This window comes from Variovorax sp. 05N34 (genome assembly GCF_056397405.1).
In genome coordinates, this window is record NZ_JBFTNI010000009.1 from 146085 (window position 1) to 165896 (window position 19812).

Sequence of the window (19812 nt, forward strand, 5' to 3'; positions counted from 1 at the left end):
TTCGTACAAGGATCACCATGAGCAAAATCGCCCTCCTCGGTATCTCCGGCAACGCCGGTTCTCGTATCGCCCACGAACTGCTTCAACGCGGCCACACCGTGACCGGAATTGCCCGCAAGGCGGAAGGCGTCGCGCCACACCCGCAACTCACCGTGAAGACTGCGGATGCCACTTCCGTCGATGCGTTGGTCCCGCTCCTTCGGGGCCACGATGCCGTGATCAGCGCCACCCGCTTCGTCGGCGGGAGTGATGCCGAAACGCTGATTGCAGCGACCAAGAGCGCGGGCGTGCCACGGCTGCTGGTTGTCGGCGGAGCAGGCAGCCTGGAGGTAGCGCCCGGCAAAGCCTTGATCGATACGCCGAACTTTCCAGACGCCTACAAGGCGGAGGCCGGCGCCGGCGGCGCGCTCCTGAAGCGGCTGCGCAGCGAGAAGGAACTGGACTGGACCTTTCTTTCGCCATCCGCGCTGTTCGCGCCCGGAGAGCGTACGGGCAAGTTCCGGCTCGGCGGCGATCAACTGCTGACGGACGCCAATGGCAAAAGCTGGATCTCGATGGAGGACTACGCCATCGCGCTGGCCGACGAGCTCGAAAGGCCCAAGCACTCGCGCGTTCGCTTCACCGCCGGATATTAGGCACACCCCCAGGCTCCGCGCACTTCGTGTCGCTCCTCCACCCCCTTGCAGGGGGCAACACCGGCGGCCCGGCTTAGCCGGTTCCGCGGTGTTTCTGGAAGAGAGGCGCTGCTGTGTTCAAGGGTTTGCTTCGAGGGTTCGCTTCATTGCGCGCATGCCCTCTTCGATCATGGCAGCGATCGGGGCGGCCATGGCATTGGGCAGGAGGTCGGCGATCCAGACAAGCCTGCTGGTTCCGGCCTCCTCTGCGAATACTTGCAGGGATGCGTTGTGATGCGTGAGACGGCCGCCGCTGGCGGACCAGACGATGCGGCGGGCGGCTTCGTCGAGGTCGACGATCACCTCTCGCGCGACGATGCCGTTGGCGAAGGTGACGATTCGGGCATCGTCGCCGTCCATGCGGCAATCACTGACGAAGCCCGGGACCAGGCGGCGATGAATTTCGCCGACGTCGCGGACGGCATCCCAGATGGCGGCGGCGCTTGCCGCCACCTGAATCTCGCGTCGAATGGAAGCCATGGCCTGATCTCCTCACGAAGATGAAGAACTGAGGCCGGAGATTAGCGCGAAACCCCCAGCAAACGCTCCAGCACTTCGGGTTGCGTGCGCAGCGTGGCCGCCCGGTCGGCATGGACGACCGTGCCATGGTCCAGCACGACCGCTTCGTCGGAAATCGCAAGGATCGCCTGTGGATGCTGTTCGACGACGATGGCTGACAGCCCCTCGCCTTGCGTGATGCGGCGAATGGCGCGAAGCAGTTCTTCCACGATGATGGGCGCGAGGCCTTCGAGCGGCTCGTCGAGCAGCAGCAGCGTCGGATTGACCACCAGCGCGCGCCCGACCGCGAGCATCTGCTGCTCGCCGCCCGACAGTTGCGTTCCGAGGTTGGACTTCCGCTCGGCCAGTCGAGGGAACATCTCGTAGACGCGCTGCGGGTTCCACTTGCCCGGGCGGGCGACGGCGGTGAGGTTCTCGTGCACGGTCAGCGACTTGAAGATGTTGCGCTCCTGCGGCACCCATCCGATGCCCGCTGACGCGCGCTGGTGTGACGACAGCTTGTGCAGCGCCACGCCGCCGAGCGAAATGCTGCCGCCGTGCTGGCGCGTCGCGCCCGCGAGCGTGTTGATCAGCGTGGTCTTGCCGGTGCCGTTGCGGCCCAGCAGCGCCAGGGTCTGGCCTTGTCCGATGGCGAGGTTGACGTCGTGCAGCACGACCGCCTCGCGGTATCCGGCACTCAGGTTTTCGATGCGAAGCAATTCAGACATGTCAGGTCTCCCGCCGGGCCGCCCCAAGGGAGGCCTGCGCCCCCTCGGGGGGCTGCGAACGTATGTGAGCTTGGGGGTCCACATCACTTCCATGGCCCAGGTAGACCTCTTTCACCCGCGGGTCGTTGGCGATCGTGTCGGGGTCGCCTTCGGTCAGCAGGGTGCCGTTGACCAGCACGGTCATCCGGTCGGCAAAGCTGAAGACGAGGTCCATGTCATGCTCGATCAGCAGCACGGACACGTCGGCCGGCAGCGCGGCGACGGTTTCGAGCAGTTCTTCGCGTTCGCCGGCAGGCACGCCAGCGACGGGCTCGTCGAGCAGCAGGACGCGCGGCTCGCAGGCCAGCGCAATGGCGATTTCCAGCAGACGGCGCTTGCCGTAGGCCAGATGCTTCGTCTGTTGCTGGGCCACGTCCGCCAGACGGAATTGCTCCAGCAGTCGACCGGCGCGTTCGGCCACCTGCTTCGACGCGCCGAGCGGCCGCCACCAGTCGGTGCCCACGCCGGTGTGCTGCGAGACCACCAGGGCGAGCGTCTCCAGGGGCGTCATCGAATCGAACAGCTGATTGATCTGGAAAGTGCGAACCATCCCTCTCGCCACGCGGCGGTGCGGCGCAAGGCGCGTAATGTCCTCGCCTTCAAGGACGATGCGGCCCTCGGTGGGCGTGAGCACGCCGGTCAGCAGATTGATCAGCGTCGTCTTGCCGGCGCCGTTCGGGCCGATCAACGCATGGCGTGCGCCGCGATGCAGGTTCAGCGTGACATTGTTGGTGGCCGTGATCCCGCCGAAGCGCATCACGAGGCCCGTTGCGGAAAGGACGATGTCGTTTGCCGTAGCGGTCATGGCTTGACTCCCGCGCGGGCGCCAAACCACGTCCACGGCTTGAACAGCCGATCGCGGCCGACCAGCACCATCAGCACAAGGATCAAGCCGATCCAGAACATCCAGTACTGCGGCGTGACGCTGGAGAGCGTGTCCTGCAACAGCTTGAAAACGATGGCGCCAACCACGCCGCCGTAAAGCCAGCCGACCCCGCCGATCACCAGCATCAACAGCACGTCGGCCGAGCGGTCGAACGAAAGTACGTCGAGGGACGCGAAGCCGGTGGTCTGCGCAAGCAGCGCGCCGGCCGCTCCGGCCGCTGCCGCAGCGATCGTGTAGATCACCGCGAGGCGCCAAACCACGGGAATGCCGATCGCCATCGCGCGCAGACGGTTGTCGCGCACGGCCATCAGCGTGGCCCCGAAGGGCGAATGCACAAGGCGGCGCATCAGCAAAAAGAGCAGCAGCAGTACGGACATCGAATACCAGGCCGCCGTGCGACCGAAGAGATCGAAGTCGAACAAACCGAGGACGGGACCCATCACCACGCCCTGCAATCCGTCGGCGCCGCCGGTGAGCCAGTCGAGCTTGTTGGCAAGCTCCAGGAGAAGCAGCGCGGTTCCGAGCGTGACCATCAGTCGCGTGAGATCGGTGCCGCGCAGGATGGTCACGCTGGCCATTGCGCCGACGACCGCGCACACCACGATCGCGACCAGCAGTCCGACAGTCGGGTCGGGCATCACGTGCTTGGCAAAGAGCGCCGCCGCATAGGCACCGAGCCCGAAGAACCCGGCGTGTCCGAGCGACACGATGCCGGTGTAGCCGAGGATGAGATCGAGCGACATCGCGAACAGCCCGACGATGGCGATCTCGTTGATCATGAGCGCATGGGAGGGGAAGATCAGCGGCAGTACGAAAGCCACGGCCCAGACGACGAACTCCCAGAGTCGCCAGCGCGCCTTGCGCAAGAGCGGTTGCTGAAAGTCCATCAACGCGCTCCCTTGCGCGTAAACAGGCCCTGCGGCCGCCACATCAAAATGAAGATCATCAGCAGGTACACCGTGAAGGCGCCCATCTTCGGAATGAAATACTTGCCGGCCACATCGGCGATGCCAAGCAGCAGCGCAGCCAGCAGCGGCCCGGTGATCGATGAGGTGCCGCCGACGGACACCACGATGAGGAAGTAGATCATGTACTTCAGCGGGAAGGTCGGATCGAGGCCGAGGATCTCGGCGCCCAGCGCACCCCCCAGGCCGGCCAGCCCCGAGCCCACTGCGAAAGTCAGCAGGAACACCACGTTCACGTTGATGCCCATGCCGGCGGCAACCCGCGGATCATCGACGGCGGCGCGAAGCCGGCTGCCGAAGCGCGTCTTCGTGAGGATCAGCTGAAGCACCACGGTCAGCAACGCGCACACGGCGATGATGAAGATCCGGTAGTGGCCCATGCCCAGCATCAGCGCGCCGTCACCGATCTCGGTGCGTCCGCGAAGCCATTCGGGCAGGTGGATGTTCTGCTGCGAGGAGCCGACGAAGTAGTCGACCGCTGCGACCGCCATGAACGCAAGGCCGATGGAGAACATCACCTGGTCGAGGTGCGGCTTGCCGTACATCGGACGATAAAGCGTGCGCTCTAGCAGCGCGCCCGCGGCGCCGACGACGATGAACGCGAGCGGCAGGCAAAGGAGAAAAGGCACGCCGAGCTGTTGCATGGCGAATACCGTCAGGTAGCCGCCGGCCATGGCGAATGCCCCGTGCGCGAGGTTGATGAAGTTCATCAGCCCCAGCGTCACGGCCAGGCCGACCGCGAGCACGAACAGCAGCATGCCGTAGGCGATGCCGTCAAACAGAATGGTTAGCATGGCTCGCCCCCAGTCTTCGCGCACTTCGTGTCGCTTCGCCTACCCCCTACCGGGGGCAATACCAGTGGCCCGACGGAGCCGGTTCCACGGTATTTTCCGAATGGGGTGGGGGCGGATTTTGCGTTGTCAGCGGTCAAGGGCGGGGGGTGCATCACTGCTTGGTCTTGCCGGGGTCTTTGACGTTTTTGATGACGTCGAACTCGACGTTGTAGAGCTGGCCGTCTTTTTTCTCGACTTTGCGCAGGTACACGTCTTGCACGATATCGCGGGTCTGGGCGTCGATGAGGACTTGGCCGCGGGGGCTTTCGAAGACTTGGCCCTTCATTGCGGCGAGGAGTGCTTCGCCACCGCCTTGGCCCTTGGTCGTCTTGAGGGCGTCATAGATGACGCGCATGCCGTCATAGCCGCCGACGGCCATGAAGTTGGGGCGCATGTTCTTGTTGGCCTTTTCGAAGGCTTCGACGAACTTCTTGTTCATCGCCGAGGGATGGGCCGCCGAATAGTGGTGCGAGGTGACCACGCCCAGCGCGCCGTCGCCCATGTCGTTGAGCTGATCGTCGTCCGTCACGTCGCCGGTGGCGATCAGCTTGATGCCAGCCTTGTCCATGCCGCGTTCGAGGAACTGCTTCATCACGGCCGAGCCCGCGCCGGAGGGCACGAAGACGAACAGCGCGTCAGGCTTGGCGTCGCGCACTTTCTGCAGGAAGGGCGCGAAGTCGGGATTGCGCAGCGGCACGCGCAGCGAATCGAGCACCTTGCCGCCGTTGAGCTGGAAGCGCTCCTTGAAGTACTTCTCGGCGTCGTTGCCGGGGCCATAGTCGGAGACCAGCGTGACCACGGTCTTGATTCCGTTCTTTGGCGCCCAGTCGCCCATGGCCACCGAGACCTGCGGCAGCGTGAAGCTCGAGCGCACGACGTACGGAGACGCTTCGGTGATGCTCGACGTGGCAGCCGCCATCACGACCAGCGGCGTCTTCGACTGCGTGGCAATCGGTGCGACGGCCAGCGCGGATGGCGTGATGCCCATGCCGGCGAGCACGTTCACCTTGTCGTTGACGACCAATTCCTGCGCCAGGCGCTTGGTGACGTCCGGCAAGCCGGTGTCGTCCTTGACGATCAGTTCGACCTTCTTGCCCGCGACCGTGTCGCCGTTCTGCGCCATGTAAAGACGCGCGGCGGCCTCGATCTGGCGCCCGGTGGAAGCTTGCTGGCCGGTCATCGGAAGGATCAGGCCGATCTTGAACGTGTTGTCCGCGGCGAATGCCGAAGGCATGGCCAGCGCAATGGCGGTCAGGCTGGCAGCCTTGACGAGATGACGACGAAGCATGGAGCTCTCCTTTTCGATAGGTGCTGAATTGGCGAAACGGTGGATATTGTGACGAGATGCAAGTGGACGCGGGCTTCGGCAAACACCTAGCTTGCCGCCGCAGGATCGGATTTCTGCGCGATCATGAAATTGGACGCGCGATCATCGCGCAATGGGGGGTGGCAGAGGCAAGTCATGCAGGTCCATCGTGCGGGTGCAATGTTCAGGTTCGGCGGCGGATGAGATTCACGCCCGGCAAAGGATGCGCCTGCAGGCCGTGCAGCGCCTCGCGGAGGTTGCGCTGGGCGATGCGGCTGTGCTCGCGCATCAGCGCCTCGGCGCGGGAACCCTCGCGGTTTTCGATCGCGTCCAACACCTGCCAATGCTGGTCCTGTGCGATCAGCAGCATGTCTCGAGCGGCAGGCGCATTGGCCTGCACGACGACGAAGGCCGATGGCGATGCGAAGGGCAAGTTGGTGACGCGCTCGGTCTGCATGCTGATCAGCGGGCTCGCGGACAGCTCGGACAGCAGGCGATGAAACTCTTCGTTGAAAGCCACATAGCGCGAGAACGCGGCATCGTCCAGCGCCGGTTCGCACAACAGCTCGTCGATGCGCTTGAGACACGCACGGGCCTCGCGCAGCACCACCGGCGCCACGCCGCGCTCGGCTGCGAGCCGCGCCGACAAACCTTCGAGCGTGCCGCGCAGTTCGATGGCATCCGACACGTCACGCTCCGAGAAAGTCCGCACGGCATAGCCACCATTGGGCAGCGCCTCCAGCAAGCCCTCCTGCTCGAGGCGCATTAGGGCGCTGCGCACCGGGGTTCGGGAGACGCCGAGCAATTCGGAGATGGCGACTTCGGCAATGCGGGCACCGCCGGCCAGTTCGCCGGCCAGCACCATCTCTCGCAGCCGCAACTGGGCCTTGACGGCTTGCGAGCCGCCCGCTTCGGGTTCGCCGGACACGGCGGCGACGGCATGGCTGCTGGCGGGATGGATGCGATCGTTCACGGGATACGGACTGTATACATACGAACCCAGAAGATTGACCAGGCCGCCCAGTTTCGAGGGTAAACACTCATCCCGGTGTATCCGCTGCGCATCAGTCCTGTGCGGATACGATCGACCGTTCTATTCCAGTTTTGACGGAGCCACCTATGTCCCAGCATGCCCAACTGCCTGCCCGCTATGACCATGTCGGCAGCTTCCTGCGCCCCAAATACCTGCTCGAAGCCCGAGAGCAAAAAGCCAAGGGCGAAATCACGCCCGAGCAGCTTCGCAAGGTCGAAGACAAGGCCATCACGGAGATCGTCAAGTTCCAGGAAGACGTTGGCCTCAAGAGCATCACCGACGGGGAATTCCGCCGTACCTATTTCCACATCGACTTTCTCGAACAGCTCGGCGGCGTGAAAACGGATATTCCGGTCACGATCCGCAAGGCCGACGGCACAGAGGAACTTGCCCCGCCGGTGATGCGCGTGATCGACAAGGTCCGCCACGCCAAGAACATCCAGCTGGCGGATTTCCAGTACCTCAAGAGCCAGGTGTCGGCCGGCAACACGCCCAAGGTCACGATCCCCTCGCCCACCATGCTGCACTTTCGCGGCGGCCGCGCCGGCATCAGCAAGGAGGCTTACCCGGAACTCGATCCGACCTTCTACGACGATGTGGCCCAGGCCTATGGCGACGAGCTTCGCTCGCTGGCCGACGCCGGTTGCACCTATGTGCAGATGGACGACACCAATCTCGCCTACCTTTGCGACGAAAGAATGCGCGAAGCAGCCCGCCAGCGCGGCGACGACCCGAACGAACTGCCGCACCGCTATGCCGCCTTCATCAACAAGGTCGTCGCGCAAAAGCCGGCCGGCATGACGCTGGCAATGCACCTGTGCCGCGGCAACTTCAAGAGCACGCACGCCGCAGCCGGCAACTACGAGCCGGTGGCCGAGGCGCTGCTCAAGGAAATGGATCTCGACGCCTACTTCCTCGAATACGACGACGCGCGCTCGGGAGATTTCCGTCCCCTGCGCTTTCTGCCGAAGGGCAAGACGGTCGTGCTTGGCTTGGTGACCACCAAGTTCGGCGAAATGGAAGACAAGGACGAGCTCAAGAGCCGCATCGAGGCCGCCGCCAAATACGTTTCGCTCGACCAGCTCGCCCTGTCGCCGCAATGCGGTTTCTCCAGCACGGTGCACGGCAACAACATCGCTGTCGAGGCGCAACGTGCCAAGCTGCGTCTGGTCATAGAGACAGCCCAAGAGGTCTGGGGGGGCTAACGCTAGGCTCGCCCCCAGGCTGCGCGCACTTCGTGTCGCTCGCCGACCCCCTGCCGGGGGCAACACCAGCGGCCCGGCAAAGCCGGTTCCGCGGTGTTTCCCGAAGATGCCGTTCCGGCGGGCGGTTTGTTTTGGCGCTGGGGTGAAGTAGGCTTCGGGGATGAAGCTCTTCACCGGTCCCCTCAGCATGTTCGGCGCCAAGGCGCAGATCGCGGCTCTTGAGAAAGGCCTGCCGTTCGAGTGCGTGATGGTGCCTTTCGACCGCGACGACAACTACGAGCCCAAGCATCCGGATGTGCTGCGGATCAACCCGAAGCAGCAGGTGCCGGTGCTGGTCGACGGCAACCTCGAACTGTTCGATTCGACTCAGATCTTCGAGTACCTCGAAGACCTCGTTCCCGATCCACCGCTGTGGCCCGCCGAAGTCTCCGCGCGTGCCCGGGCGCGACAACTCGAACTCAAGTCGGATGAGGTTTTCTTTCCCCACGTCGTGAAGCTTTTTGGGCTGCAGGACGACATGCAGAGTCCCGCGGCGCGGGCGGCGTGTGCTGCGTGCGACCGCTTTTGCAAGGACCTGGATCTTCTTCTCGAAGGCCGCGACTATCTCGCCGGCCCCTATTCGTACGCCGACATAGCCTTCTACATGGCGCATGTATTCGCCGACCGCAAGGGAGCCGGCATGACATCCTCCACCCCGCGGCTGGTGGCCTGGCGTGATCGCGTTGGCGAGCGGCCCGCCGTGCGCGAAGTGGTCGGCGCGATGATGCGTTTCCTCGCATCGCACGGGCGGCCGGTGCCCGCTTTCCTGCAGTCGCATCTCCGCACGTGAATCAGATCGACGAGTTGCTCGACTGGCTGCCCTCGCCGTCGCAGCATTTGCTGGTCGTCACGTTCGCGCTGCTCGTCTATGTGCTGACGACCCGCGGGCGGCGCGAACAGCGCGCGCCTTCGACGGCCATCGCCTGGGTCATGGGACTTGCGCTGATGCCCTACGTCATCCTTCCCATGTACCTGTTGTTCGGCCAACGCAAGCTCCGGCCGGCGGGCTCTCCCCGTCCGCCGCGCACCGGCCCGACGGGGCATTGGGCCGCCGACTTGATCGAGAGCTTCGGCCTGGCGCCGCCCGGGCCCTGCGACATTCATTTCCATTCCGATGGCGCGGCTGCGCGCGATGCGCTCTTCGAGGTGATCGAACGCGCACGGACGCGGCTCGACGTCGGCACCTTCATCATCGGTGACGACGCGCTGGGCCATGAAGTCATCAACCGGCTGTCGCGGCGCGCGCGCGAAGGGGTGGCGGTGCGCGTGCTGCTCGATGGCTTCGGCGCGCTTTCACTGCCGCGCTCGCACTTCGACACGCTGCGCGAAGCGGGCGCCGAAGTTGCGGTGTTTCGTCCCATCTTCAGCTTGCGGCGCACCGGCCCGCGAAACCTGCGCAACCACCGCAAGCTCACCATTGCCGACGACCAGTGGCTCTGGTCGGGCGGCCGCAATCTTGCTGGCGAGTACTTCACCGGCAACGACGATCATCCGATTCCATGGCGTGACCTGTCCTTCGATCTCCGGGGCAGCGTGGCCGCCGCGGCGGCGCGGCAGTTCGACCATGACTGGTCGTCGGTGCGCAAGCGCAAGGCGCGCGCTTCGGCCGCCATCGAAACGACCGCTGGAGGCGACCTCGCGCAGTTCCTGCCGAGCGGGCCCGACCAGACCGAAGACACGGCACACGCCCTGCTCATCGACGCCTGCTTTCGCGCCGAGCAGCGACTGCTCGCCATCACTCCTTACTTCGTTCCGGGCGACGGACTGCGCGACGCGCTGCGCCTGGCCGCGCGGCGCGGCGTGCAGGTGACGATCGCCATCCCGGCCCGATCGAATCACCGTCTGGCCGACTTCGTTCGCGCACGCGCGATGCGCGACCTCGCTCGCGCAGGGGTCACCTTTCGCATGTTGCCTTTCATGGCGCACGCCAAGGCCGTGGTGGTGGACGAAGACCTCGCGATGTGCGGATCGATCAATCTCGACCTGCGCAGCTTGCTCATCAACCATGAGGCGGCCGTGGTGTTCTACGGCCACCGCCAGATCGACTGGCTGGCTCAGTGGATCGAAACCACCGCTTCGGCCGGTGAGACCTACCGGGCGCGCCGGCCGGGCCTCCTTCGCGATCTGGCGGAGGGGCTGCTTCTCACCATCGCGTTCCAGCTCTGACCGAGCGCCGGGCGGGCATGCCGGCAATGCCTCGTTGTCCGATACTCGCCTTCTCGTCGCAAGCAACTTCAGGAGAGATGCATGACAAAGCTCGTCCAGTTCAACCGGCCCGATGGCGGCGCCGTTCAAGGCTACCTTGCAGAAGCCGACAAGCCCTTCGGCTCCGTCGTGGTGATCCAGGAATGGTGGGGATTGAACGATCAGATCCGCGGGGTGGCCAATCGGTTTGCAGAAGCAGGGTTCACCGCCCTGGTGCCAGACCTGTATCGCGGAAAGTCCACGGTCGAAGCCGAGGAAGCCCATCACCTGATGGACGGCCTGAACTTCGCGGACGCGGCGTCACAGGACGTCCGCGGGGCGGTGCAGTTCCTGAAGGCGCGCGGCGGCAAGGTCGGCGTCACCGGCTTTTGCATGGGCGGAGCGGTCACCCTCCTCGCCTCGACCATGGCCCCCGAGGCCGACGCCGTGGTCGTGTGGTACGGCTACCCGCCGCTGGAGTACGTCGATGCGTCGAAGATCACTGCGCCGCTGATGGCTCACTGGGCCACGCAGGATCAGGCCTTTGCGATCGCAGGCGTCGAAAGCCTCGAAGAAAAACTGAACGCCGCGGGCGTGCGATACGAGGGGCACCGCTACCTGGCGCACCATGCCTTCGCCAACGAGGAAGCGCAGGGCCCGGGGCGCATCCCGATCACGCAATACGACGCGGTCTGGGCGGAGCGTGCCTGGGATCGCACCTTGCGATTCTTCGGCCGCGAACTCGCCTGAAACCAGGTGCGCTTCAGCGCTTCGTTTTCTTCTTGATGCCCTTTCCCGATTCGGCGGACTTGTTCGTGTAGCTCGCGTTACCGAGCCCGGTACCGATCGTCAGGATCGCCCAGCGCTCCACGTCCTGCATGAAGGGCAGTTCGCTCAGCCCTTGGACCACCGCATCGTTGTGCATCAGCGCGACCGTGGGGTGTCCGCCGATCAGCGGGATTTTTTTGCAAAGCTCGCTGGGCAGATGGAAATGCTCGCTCTCCCAGTCGCCCGGCAGGTTCTGCGCACCGCGCGCGATCGATCCGTCCTTGCGAATCAACCCGGGACATCCGATGCCGATGAACGGGGCAAGTCGAATGCCCTTCTTGTCGCAATGCCGCATCTGCCTGGCGAGCATTTCCGCGAGCGTTTCGACCAGGACCTTGCGGCTGGGACCATCGTCGGCATGGCGCCATTTCTCGCGGTGAACCACCTTGGCCTTGGAGAGGTCGGCTGAGCGCCTGATCCGCGTCTTGACGACGCCGCAGCGCACATTGGTGCCGCCGATGTCGAGCGCAAGAATGGCGTCGCGGCCCTTCAGCAGCGGCGGCGGAACCAGGTGCACCCAGCCGAGAAGGCCGCCATCGTCGGTCTCATGCGAGATGCGGCCCAATTGCACCGACTGCCCCATTTCCTGGAGGATGGCCGCGGCCTGCAGGATCGCGCGTTCGCCGACGTCGCTTTCCGGAAAGCCGCCGCCGATCACGACCCGCTCGACGCCCTTCCATGAGGGGTGACGCATAAACCGGTCGATCACCCAAGCCAGGTCTTCCGCGAATTCCTCGATGACGGCATGCACGACATCGGCGGCCCGTGAGGCCTCTTCGCCGATGGCCTTGTCGAGGACCCGCTTGCTCAGATCCCTGGAATGACGCCTTCCCAGCGGGTCAGTCCCCTTGCGTCGGCTGCGGCGGCGCCAGCGCTCGAGCAGTTCCCTGAAGGCCGTCTGGCTGGCCGCGTCACCGACAAAACCGTCCTTGTCGCGCAATTGCAGGCTATAGCCCTCGACCACCACCGAAGGGAGTTCGCGTGCGCCATGCACGTCCGGTAGGGGATGCGCGTCGTTGTCGTTCCCATCTTTGCTTTCGTTCTTCTCTTTCTTGTCTCTCTTTTCTTTCTTTTCTTTTGCCATCGTGTTCCTCGGGTGCGCCGTTCAGTCGGCCGTGGTCGCTAGTATCAACTTTGCGGTTTCGTCCGGCGCATCCCAATGGGGATAGTGTCCGCACCGGTCGAACCAGTGGACGCGAGCGTCCGGGAAGAGTTGCTGCGCGCGAGCGGCCTGGATCGGGAAGCAGAGGCGGTCGAAGCGCCCCCAGCCGATCACGAGTTGCTTTTCGAGACTGCCGACCAAAGCGCCTTCCTGCGGCGACCCTTGTATGAGGTTCTTCAGGACCAGGTTGAAGGAAGCTGCCGATGCGAAGTTGCGCATTTCATCCAGGACCAGCGAAGGCGAAAGACCGGCCGGGCGCGCCGAGACGTGCCCCAGCAGCAGCACGCGCGACCATTCGTTCGCCGTGATCGCCGGCATGGCGAATTGCAGTGCACGCGCCATTCGCCAGGAAAGGCACACGGATGCTCGATACGCATGGCGCTCCCAGCCTTCCCAGAAGCCGAGCGGCCCGAGCGACACGACCGCCCCGACGACACCGCCGCGCCGCGCCAATTCCAGAATGAGTTGCGCGCCCACTGAACTGCCAGCGGCATCGATTCCCATGAGATCGTGTTCCTTGAGAAACAAGGCGACCGCATCGCAAAGAGTGCCAATAGAAACTTCGCCATCCAGTTCAGGGCTCTTGCCGAACCCCGGCAGATCGATCGCCACCACGCTGCGCTCCGCAGCCAGCGGCGTGAGGATGGTCCTCCACGAACGCCAGGTGCCTCCCAGGCCGTGGATGAGCAACAAGGGCTTGCCTTCACCGCGACGGATGTAGTTGATGCGCACGCATTCATTCTGGTTCAGGCGCTGCACCGCAGCATCGGCACGGCGCACGATCGTCTGTAGGAGACGAACCAGTCCCTCGAAACGCCTCATCGGAGTCGCGGCGCCGATACACTGCCTCGATGCGTTCTCTGCGCCGAACCTGGCTCATCGCCTTGGCCTGCCTGGGCCTTCTCGGCGCAGCCTTGCCGTCGCACGCCCAAGGAGGCGCCGGCGAGCTCCGCATCGGATCGAAGCGATTTACCGAGTCGTACATCCTCGCGCAGGTGCTCGCGCAGACCGCGGCAGCGCACACCACACCCGCGCCCGTCGTGCGGCAAGGACTCGGCAATACGGCCATCGTCTACGAAGCGTTGACCTCCGGCGGCATCGATCTCTATGCCGAATACACCGGCACCATTGCCCTCGAAATCCTCAAGAGCGCCCAGCCCATGACGCTGGAGGACATGAACGCGGCGCTTCGTCCATTGGGACTTGGCATTGCGATTCCATTCGGCTTCAACGACGGCTATGCGCTCGCCATGCGCGCGGCCGATGCCGAGCGGCTGGGCGTGCGAACGCTCGGCGACCTCGCTGCCCACCCTGAGCTGAAACTCGGCCTGTCGAACGAATTCCTCGGACGCGCCGACGGCTGGCAAGGGCTGGCCGCTCGCTATGGCTTCACGCAGACGCCGACCGGGCTCGACCACGGACTGGCCTACGACGCGATCGCCGCGAAGCAGATCGACGTGACCGACATCTACACGACCGACGCCAAGATCGATCATCTCGGCCTGCGCGTGCTCGAAGACGACCGCCATTACTTTCCGCGCTATGACGCTGTGGTGCTCTACCGCCTCGACGTGCCCACGCGCTGGCCGCAGGCATGGGCGGCGATGCAGAAGCTGGAAGGCCGGGTGGACGAGCACGCGATGATCGAGATGAATGCGCGTGCCGAATTGCAGGGCGTGGGCTTCGATGTCATTGCGCGCGACTTCCTCGCGCAAAGCAAGATCGTCGCCCAGCCGGCCAACGCCAACACGACCCAGGCAGCCGGCGCCGCGCGCCCGAAGGATGCCGCGGCGCGCGGTTTCCTCGCCAAGCTCTTCGGCCCGGACCTCGGCCGGCTCACGCGCCAGCACCTGCTGCTGGTCGCGGTTTCGGTGGGGCTGGGCATCCTGATCGCGGTGCCATTGGGCATCCTCGTGTTTCCACACCTTCGAACGCGTGCGCTCGTGCTCGGGCTCACGGGGCTGCTGCAGACGATTCCTTCGCTTGCGCTGCTGGCGATATTGATCTCCGCAGTGGGCGCGATCGGCCTCGTTCCGGCGCTGATCGCGCTCACGCTTTATTCGCTGTTGCCGATCATGCGAAACACGGTCACGGGCTTGGCCGAGGTTTCGGCAGGGCTGCGCGAGGCCGGCACCGCCTTGGGAATGACCGCCGGGCAGACGCTGCAAGTGGTGCAGTTGCCGCTGGCGCTGCCCACCATCCTTGCCGGCGTACGGACGGCGACGACCATCGCCATTGGCACCGCGACGATCGCGGCCTTCATTGGCGCCGGAGGTTTCGGCGAGCGCATCGTGACGGGGCTGGCGCTCAACGATCGCGAACTGCTGCTGGCTGGCGCAGTGCCGGCCGCAGTGCTGGCATTGCTCAGCGAGGCATTGTTCGAATCGATCGAATACTTGATGCGCCGCAGAGGCTGAAGGCGCGGCGGAACAAGCCTTGCCCGGCTGGGCGATCGCACTGAAATCGCCGTTGAACGAGCTTTCGATCCCTTACACTGGCGCAGTCAGGAGAGAGCCCCGCTGCGCCGGGGCCGCCGAAGGCGCAGGTCCCACCAAAACACGGGCCCGAACGCTCAGGCAAAAGGACTGGCGAAGCGCCCCGCATCAGGGCGTTTCCTTGCTGGAGAGAGGCGACCCGTCGCACGACGGCCTCGCCCACCGAAGGAGCAAGCCCCAATCGTGGGGTGAATCTCTCAGGTAAAGCGGACAGCAGGGGTGGCCCATGGCTTCGGTCATGGATCTGGACTGCCCCTTTTGGAGAGAGCCTTGGCCTCCGCATCGACCGACCTTCTGAAGACTCCGCTTCACGACCTGCACGTCGAACTCGGCGCACGCATGGTGCCCTTCGCCGGCTACTCGATGCCCGTGCAGTATCCGGCCGGCCTCATGGCCGAACACAAGCACACGCGCGATGCCGCGGGTTTGTTCGACATTTCCCACATGGGCCAGTTGCGGCTTTCAGGCCCCGAGGCCGCGGCCGCGTTCGAGACCCTGATGCCAGTCGACGTCATCGGTCTCGCACCTGGAAAGCAGCGCTACGGGCTGCTGCTGAATGAAGACGGCGGCATCCTCGACGACCTGATGTTCTTCAACGAGGGCCACAACTCGCTGTTCGTGATCGTCAACGGCGCCTGCAAGCAGGCGGACATCGCGCATATCACCGTCAAAATCGGACACCGCTGCCAGGTTTCGCCGATGCCGGACCACGCGCTGCTCGCCCTTCAAGGACCGCAGGCTGCCGCAACACTGGCGCGGCTTTCACCGGGTATCGAACGGTTTGTCTTCATGACCGGCGGCGCAGCGCAAATCGGCGGCATCCCGACTTTCGTCACTCGCAGCGGCTATACCGGCGAGGACGGTTTCGAAATCTCCGTTGCCGCTGCGAACGCCGAGCGCCTGGCCCGGCTGCTGCTCGCCCAACCCGAGGTCAAGCCCATCGGCCTGGGAGCGCGCAACTCCCTGCGGCTGGAAGCCGGACTCTGCCTCTATGGCAACGACATCGACGAGACGACCACGCCGGTCGAAGCCTCGCTGGTGTGGGCCATGCAGAAGGTCCGGCGCACCGGCGGAGCCCGCGAAGGCGGATTTCCGGGTGCGGCCAAGGTGCTGGCACAGCTCACGGCTGCGGACGGGACGGCGGGCCACCTCGACCATCACACCCTCAAGCGCAAGCGCGTCGGCCTGGTCGCGATCGATCGAGTGCCAGTGCGCGACGGCACACTGCTCGAATCCTTCGAAGGCGTTGCGATCGGACAGGTGACCAGCGGATTGCTCGGCCCCACCGTCGACCGGCCGATCGCCATGGCGTACGTCGCTCTGGCCTATTCAGAGCCCGGCACGCGCATGCAGGCGATCGTCCGTGGCAAGCCGGTCCTGATGGAAGTGAGCACGATGCCTTTCATTCCCGCGCGCTATTTCCGCGGCTGAGGCCGATCCGCACGCGGCGCTCTTTTTTGCCTTTTTTCTTTGCTTTTTCCAGCCCACTTTCTCATCTCAAGGAGCTTCAGTTCATGACCACCAGGTACACCAAGGATCACGAGTGGGTTCGCCAGGAAGCCGACGCGGCGCTTGTCACGGTTGGCATCACGGTTCACGCGCAGGACGCGCTGGGCGACGTCGTTTTCGTCGACCTGCCCGAGGTCGGCAAGTCCTTCGCGCAAGGCGAAGTGGCGGGCGTGGTCGAGTCGGTCAAGGCTGCCGCGGACGTTTTCATGCCGGTCTCCGGCGAGATCACCGAAGTCAACGAAGCGCTGCGCGCCGACCCGTCGCTTGCCAACAGCGCTCCGATGGACGCTGGCTGGTTCTTCAAGGTGCGCGTCAGCGACGTGACACAGCTCGAAGCCCTGCTCGACGACACCGCGTACGAGAAATTCTCGGCGGAATAATGCGCACCCCCAGGCTTCGCGCACTGCGTGTCGCTCTCGCCCACCCCCTGCAAGGGGGCGACACCAGCAGCCTGGCAAAGCCAGTTCTGCGGTGTCCCTGACAACTTGCCGAAACCAGAACCTTCTCAAGCTACCCCATGTCGACACCCGTCCTGCCCCTTTTTCCTCCGCTCAGCGAGCTCGAGAACGCCGAGGAATTCATCGCGCGCCATATCGGAATCGAACCGGCCGACGAGACGCGAATGCTGTCGGCCATCGGATCGGCCACGCGGGCCGAACTGATCGACGGCATCGTCCCGCCCGCCATCCGGCGCGCGCGGCCGATGCGCCTGCCTGCCCCGGTCACAGAGGCTGAGGCGCTGGCCGAACTCAAGGCGATCGCCGCGAAGAACAAGGTGGCGAAGAGCTTTATCGGGCAGGGCTACTACGGCACCCATACGCCGGGCGTCATCCTGCGCAACGTGCTGGAGAACCCCGCCTGGTACACCGCCTACACGCCCTACCAGGCCGAGATCTCGCAGGGCCGGATGGAGGCACTCGTCAATTTCCAGACCATGGTGTGCGACCTCACAGGCATGGCCATTGCCAATGCTTCGATGCTCGACGAGGCGACCGCCGCGGCAGAGGCGATGACGCTTGCCCGCCGTAGCGTCAAGAGCAAGAGCAACGTGTTCCTGGTGTCCGGCGACTGTCATCCGCAGACCATCGAAGTCATCAAGACACGTGCTGCGCCTCTCGGCATCGAAGTCCGCGTCAGCACCGTGTCCGAGACGCTGCCGCACCTGATGGCGAGCTGTGAATTCTTCGGCGTGCTGGCGCAATACCCGGCCACCACCGGCCACGTGCACGACCTGCGGCCGCTGGCCGGGCATGCGCACCAGTTCGATGCCGCCTTCTGTGTGGCGGCGGACTTGCTCGCGCTCGCACTGCTCACGCCGCCGGGCGAATGGGACGCCGACATCGTCTGCGGCACCACGCAGCGCTTCGGCATGCCGATGGGCAACGGCGGCCCTCACGCGGCCTACCTGGCATGCCGCGACGAATTCAAGCGCTCGCTGCCCGGGCGCCTCGTCGGCGTCAGCGTCGACACGCATGGCGAGCCGGCCTACCGCCTCGCCCTGCAGACCCGCGAGCAGCACATCCGGCGCGAGAAAGCCACCTCGAACATTTGCACCGCGCAGGTGCTGCCGGCGGTGATAGCCAGCATGTACGCGGTCTATCACGGGCCGGAGGGCATTCGCCGCATCGCGCAGCGCGTGTCGTCGCTCACCTCGATCCTCGCGCAAGGGCTCGAACAGATGGGCCGTGAGCTGGTGAACGCAACGGCGTTCGACACGCTCACCGTCAAGACAGGCGAAGACACCGCGAAAGTCGTCGAACGCGCGGACGCCGCCAGTGTCAACCTCGGTCTGCGCGTGCAAAACCACGTCGGCATTTCGCTGGACGAGACCACGACGCGCGCGGACATCGAGACGCTCTGGGCGCTGTTCGTGCCCGCCGGAACGCCGCTGCCGCGTTTCGACGAACTCGCCGGCCGGATCGCATCGCGCATCCCCGACGACTTGCGCCGCGCGAGCGCTTTTCTCACGCATCCGGTATTCAACACGCACAAGAGCGAAACCGCGATGCTGCGCTACATCCGCAGCCTGGCCGACAAGGATCTCGCGCTCGATCGCACCATGATCCCGCTGGGAAGCTGCACGATGAAGCTCAATGCGACCAGCGAGATGATCCCGATCACCTGGCCTGAATTCGCGAACATCCATCCTTTCGCGCCGGCGGAGCAGTTGCAGGGCTACGCGCAGCTCGACAAGCAATTGCGCGCATGGCTGTGCGAAGCCACCGGCTACGCCGGCATCAGCCTTCAACCCAACGCCGGATCACAAGGCGAATACGCAGGGCTGCTTGCAATCAAGGCTTTTCATGAAGCAAGGGGCGAGAGCCATCGCGACGTGTGCCTCATTCCGTTCTCCGCGCATGGCACCAATCCGGCCAGTGCGCACATGGCGGGGATGAAGGTGGTGGTCACGGCCTGCGATGCCGAAGGCAATGTCGACATCGACGATCTCAAGCGCGCATGCGGCACCCACGGCGACAAGCTGGCCGCCGTGATGATCACCTACCCCAGCACCCACGGCGTGTTCGAGACGCGCGTGAAAGAGCTGTGCGAGATCGTCCATGCGCACGGCGGTCGCGTATACGTGGACGGCGCCAACATGAATGCGCTCGTGGGCGTCGCTGCGCCGGGCGAATTCGGCGGCGACGTGAGCCACCTGAACCTGCACAAGACCTTCTGCATCCCTCACGGCGGCGGCGGTCCGGGTGTCGGGCCGGTCTGCGTGGTCGAGGACCTTGTTCCGTATCTGCCCGGTCACGCGACAGGCGGCATTGCCTCGCATGGCGTCGGGGCCGTGTCGGCGGCACCGCTCGGCAACGCGGCCGTGCTGCCGATCAGCTGGATGTACTGCCGCATGATGGGTGCGCCCGGTCTCAAGGCTGCCACTGAAACCGCGATCCTCAGCGCCAACTACATCAGCGCGCGCCTGAAGGAGCACTACCCTACGCTCTATGCAAGCGCCAACGGCCACGTTGCGCACGAGTGCATCCTCGACCTGCGCCCGCTGAAGGACGCCAGCGGCGTCACGGCCGAAGACGTTGCCAAGCGGCTCATCGACTACGGCTTCCACGCGCCGACCTTGAGCTTCCCCGTTCCCGGCACACTGATGGTCGAACCCACCGAAAGCGAACCGCTGACTGAGCTGGACCGCTTCATCGACGCAATGATCGCCATTCGCGGCGAGATCCGCCGCGTCGAGGAAGGCGTCTGGCCGAAGGACGACAACCCGCTCAAGAACGCGCCGCATACCGCCGCGAGCCTGCTCGCCAGCGAATGGACGCGCCCTTACTCGCGCGAGCTGGCGGCGTTTCCGCTCGTCGCGCTCAAAGCGGCGAAATACTGGCCGCCCATCGGCCGGGTCGACAACGTCTACGGCGATCGCAATCTGTTCTGCAGTTGCGTGCCGATGGACGAACTGGTCAAGTAGGAAA

At 64.9% G+C, this 19812-nt stretch carries 18 protein-coding genes and 2 riboswitches; of the genes, 9 read left to right on the plus strand and 9 right to left on the minus strand.

The features are described 5' to 3' along the window. Nucleotides 1–17 precede the first annotated feature (17 nt). Complete coding sequence (locus tag AC1DMA_RS23490; protein ID WP_478145650.1) at nucleotides 18–635, plus strand: NAD(P)-dependent oxidoreductase; 618 nt, start codon at nucleotides 18–20, stop codon at nucleotides 633–635. Between the two features lie 117 nt (nucleotides 636–752). Here AC1DMA_RS23490 and AC1DMA_RS23495 read toward each other — a convergent pair whose 3' ends face one another. From AC1DMA_RS23495 to AC1DMA_RS23525, 7 genes are all read right to left on the minus strand, one after another. Beyond that, complete coding sequence (locus AC1DMA_RS23495; RefSeq protein ID WP_478145651.1) at nucleotides 753–1154, minus strand: SRPBCC family protein; 402 nt, start codon at nucleotides 1152–1154, stop codon at nucleotides 753–755. A gap of 41 nt (nucleotides 1155–1195) precedes the next feature. Beyond that, the gene (locus tag AC1DMA_RS23500; protein WP_478145652.1) at nucleotides 1196–1900 is read right to left on the minus strand and encodes an ABC transporter ATP-binding protein; all 705 of its coding nucleotides are present in this window, start codon (nucleotides 1898–1900) and stop codon (nucleotides 1196–1198) included. 1 nt (nucleotide 1901) lies between these two features. After that, nucleotides 1902–2744, minus strand: a complete 843-nt coding sequence (locus AC1DMA_RS23505; protein ID WP_478145653.1) for an ABC transporter ATP-binding protein — start codon at nucleotides 2742–2744, stop codon at nucleotides 1902–1904. Beyond that, the gene (locus tag AC1DMA_RS23510; RefSeq protein WP_478145654.1) at nucleotides 2741–3712 is read right to left on the minus strand and encodes a branched-chain amino acid ABC transporter permease; all 972 of its coding nucleotides are present in this window, start codon (nucleotides 3710–3712) and stop codon (nucleotides 2741–2743) included. Before AC1DMA_RS23510 ends, AC1DMA_RS23505 begins: the two co-directional genes overlap by 4 nt. Further along, entirely contained in the window at nucleotides 3712–4584 is an 873-nt protein-coding gene (locus AC1DMA_RS23515; RefSeq protein ID WP_478126907.1) for a branched-chain amino acid ABC transporter permease, read from the minus strand. The genes AC1DMA_RS23510 and AC1DMA_RS23515 overlap by 1 nt, the downstream gene beginning before the upstream one ends. Nucleotides 4585–4735: 151 nt before the next feature. Next, nucleotides 4736–5911, minus strand: coding sequence for an ABC transporter substrate-binding protein (locus tag AC1DMA_RS23520; RefSeq protein WP_478126908.1), 1176 nt, complete (start codon nucleotides 5909–5911; stop codon nucleotides 4736–4738). A gap of 202 nt (nucleotides 5912–6113) precedes the next feature. Next, nucleotides 6114–6890 carry a GntR family transcriptional regulator gene (locus AC1DMA_RS23525; protein WP_478145749.1) on the minus strand — a complete coding sequence of 259 codons (777 nt, stop codon included), beginning with the start codon at nucleotides 6888–6890 and terminating at the stop codon, nucleotides 6114–6116. Nucleotides 6891–7048: 158 nt separating this feature from the next. On the opposite strand from AC1DMA_RS23525, the gene AC1DMA_RS23530 reads away from it, so the two are divergent. The 4 genes from AC1DMA_RS23530 to AC1DMA_RS23545 all read left to right on the plus strand — a co-directional run bounded on the left by AC1DMA_RS23530 (nucleotide 7049) and on the right by AC1DMA_RS23545 (nucleotide 11140). Beyond that, nucleotides 7049–8167, plus strand: a complete 1119-nt coding sequence (locus AC1DMA_RS23530) for a 5-methyltetrahydropteroyltriglutamate--homocysteine S-methyltransferase (RefSeq protein ID WP_478145655.1) — start codon at nucleotides 7049–7051, stop codon at nucleotides 8165–8167. A 160-nt stretch (nucleotides 8168–8327) separates the two neighbouring features. Next, on the plus strand, nucleotides 8328–8996 hold the full coding sequence (locus AC1DMA_RS23535; RefSeq protein ID WP_478145656.1) for a glutathione S-transferase family protein: 669 nt from the start codon (nucleotides 8328–8330) through the stop codon (nucleotides 8994–8996). Further along, nucleotides 8993–10372, plus strand: a complete 1380-nt coding sequence (locus AC1DMA_RS23540; protein ID WP_478145657.1) for a phospholipase D-like domain-containing protein — start codon at nucleotides 8993–8995, stop codon at nucleotides 10370–10372. Before AC1DMA_RS23535 ends, AC1DMA_RS23540 begins: the two co-directional genes overlap by 4 nt. Before the next feature lie 81 nt (nucleotides 10373–10453). Further along, complete coding sequence (locus tag AC1DMA_RS23545; protein WP_478145658.1) at nucleotides 10454–11140, plus strand: dienelactone hydrolase family protein; 687 nt, start codon at nucleotides 10454–10456, stop codon at nucleotides 11138–11140. Between the two features lie 13 nt (nucleotides 11141–11153). On the opposite strand, the gene AC1DMA_RS23550 is transcribed toward AC1DMA_RS23545, so the two are convergent. Next, entirely contained in the window at nucleotides 11154–12302 is a 1149-nt protein-coding gene (locus tag AC1DMA_RS23550; protein WP_478145659.1) for an ROK family protein, read from the minus strand. Between the two features lie 21 nt (nucleotides 12303–12323). Beyond that, entirely contained in the window at nucleotides 12324–13202 is an 879-nt protein-coding gene (locus AC1DMA_RS23555) for an alpha/beta fold hydrolase (protein WP_478145660.1), read from the minus strand. Between the two features lie 29 nt (nucleotides 13203–13231). On the opposite strand from AC1DMA_RS23555, the gene AC1DMA_RS23560 reads away from it, so the two are divergent. The 4 genes from AC1DMA_RS23560 to gcvP all read left to right on the plus strand — a co-directional run bounded on the left by AC1DMA_RS23560 (nucleotide 13232) and on the right by gcvP (nucleotide 19808). After that, the gene (locus AC1DMA_RS23560; RefSeq protein ID WP_478145661.1) at nucleotides 13232–14797 is read left to right on the plus strand and encodes a glycine betaine ABC transporter substrate-binding protein; all 1566 of its coding nucleotides are present in this window, start codon (nucleotides 13232–13234) and stop codon (nucleotides 14795–14797) included. A gap of 77 nt (nucleotides 14798–14874) precedes the next feature. Further along, nucleotides 14875–14974, plus strand: a riboswitch (glycine riboswitch). Nucleotides 14975–14989: 15 nt separating this feature from the next. Then, nucleotides 14990–15099: riboswitch (glycine riboswitch) on the plus strand. A gap of 46 nt (nucleotides 15100–15145) precedes the next feature. Further along, on the plus strand, nucleotides 15146–16306 hold the full coding sequence (gcvT, locus tag AC1DMA_RS23565; protein WP_478145662.1) for a glycine cleavage system aminomethyltransferase GcvT: 1161 nt from the start codon (nucleotides 15146–15148) through the stop codon (nucleotides 16304–16306). Nucleotides 16307–16389: 83 nt separating this feature from the next. Then, on the plus strand, nucleotides 16390–16764 hold the full coding sequence (gene gcvH, locus AC1DMA_RS23570) for a glycine cleavage system protein GcvH (protein ID WP_478126918.1): 375 nt from the start codon (nucleotides 16390–16392) through the stop codon (nucleotides 16762–16764). A gap of 137 nt (nucleotides 16765–16901) precedes the next feature. Then, entirely contained in the window at nucleotides 16902–19808 is a 2907-nt protein-coding gene (gene gcvP / locus AC1DMA_RS23575; RefSeq protein WP_478145663.1) for an aminomethyl-transferring glycine dehydrogenase, read from the plus strand. Nucleotides 19809–19812: the final 4 nt, after the last annotated feature.

Coding starts and splice junctions, on each gene's coding strand:
- AC1DMA_RS23490 (WP_478145650.1), top strand. CDS start 18: ATGAGCAAAATCGCCCTCCTCGGTATCTCCGGCAACGCCGGTTCTCGT.
- AC1DMA_RS23495 (WP_478145651.1), bottom strand. CDS start 1,154: ATGGCTTCCATTCGACGCGAGATTCAGGTGGCGGCAAGCGCCGCCGCC.
- AC1DMA_RS23500 (WP_478145652.1), bottom strand. CDS start 1,900: ATGTCTGAATTGCTTCGCATCGAAAACCTGAGTGCCGGATACCGCGAG.
- AC1DMA_RS23505 (WP_478145653.1), bottom strand. CDS start 2,744: ATGACCGCTACGGCAAACGACATCGTCCTTTCCGCAACGGGCCTCGTG.
- AC1DMA_RS23510 (WP_478145654.1), bottom strand. CDS start 3,712: ATGGACTTTCAGCAACCGCTCTTGCGCAAGGCGCGCTGGCGACTCTGG.
- AC1DMA_RS23515 (WP_478126907.1), bottom strand. CDS start 4,584: ATGCTAACCATTCTGTTTGACGGCATCGCCTACGGCATGCTGCTGTTC.
- AC1DMA_RS23520 (WP_478126908.1), bottom strand. CDS start 5,911: ATGCTTCGTCGTCATCTCGTCAAGGCTGCCAGCCTGACCGCCATTGCG.
- AC1DMA_RS23530 (WP_478145655.1), top strand. CDS start 7,049: ATGTCCCAGCATGCCCAACTGCCTGCCCGCTATGACCATGTCGGCAGC.
- AC1DMA_RS23535 (WP_478145656.1), top strand. CDS start 8,328: ATGAAGCTCTTCACCGGTCCCCTCAGCATGTTCGGCGCCAAGGCGCAG.
- AC1DMA_RS23545 (WP_478145658.1), top strand. CDS start 10,454: ATGACAAAGCTCGTCCAGTTCAACCGGCCCGATGGCGGCGCCGTTCAA.
- AC1DMA_RS23550 (WP_478145659.1), bottom strand. CDS start 12,302: ATGGCAAAAGAAAAGAAAGAAAAGAGAGACAAGAAAGAGAAGAACGAA.
- AC1DMA_RS23555 (WP_478145660.1), bottom strand. CDS start 13,202: ATGAGGCGTTTCGAGGGACTGGTTCGTCTCCTACAGACGATCGTGCGC.
- AC1DMA_RS23560 (WP_478145661.1), top strand. CDS start 13,232: ATGCGTTCTCTGCGCCGAACCTGGCTCATCGCCTTGGCCTGCCTGGGC.
- gcvH (WP_478126918.1), top strand. CDS start 16,390: ATGACCACCAGGTACACCAAGGATCACGAGTGGGTTCGCCAGGAAGCC.
- gcvP (WP_478145663.1), top strand. CDS start 16,902: ATGTCGACACCCGTCCTGCCCCTTTTTCCTCCGCTCAGCGAGCTCGAG.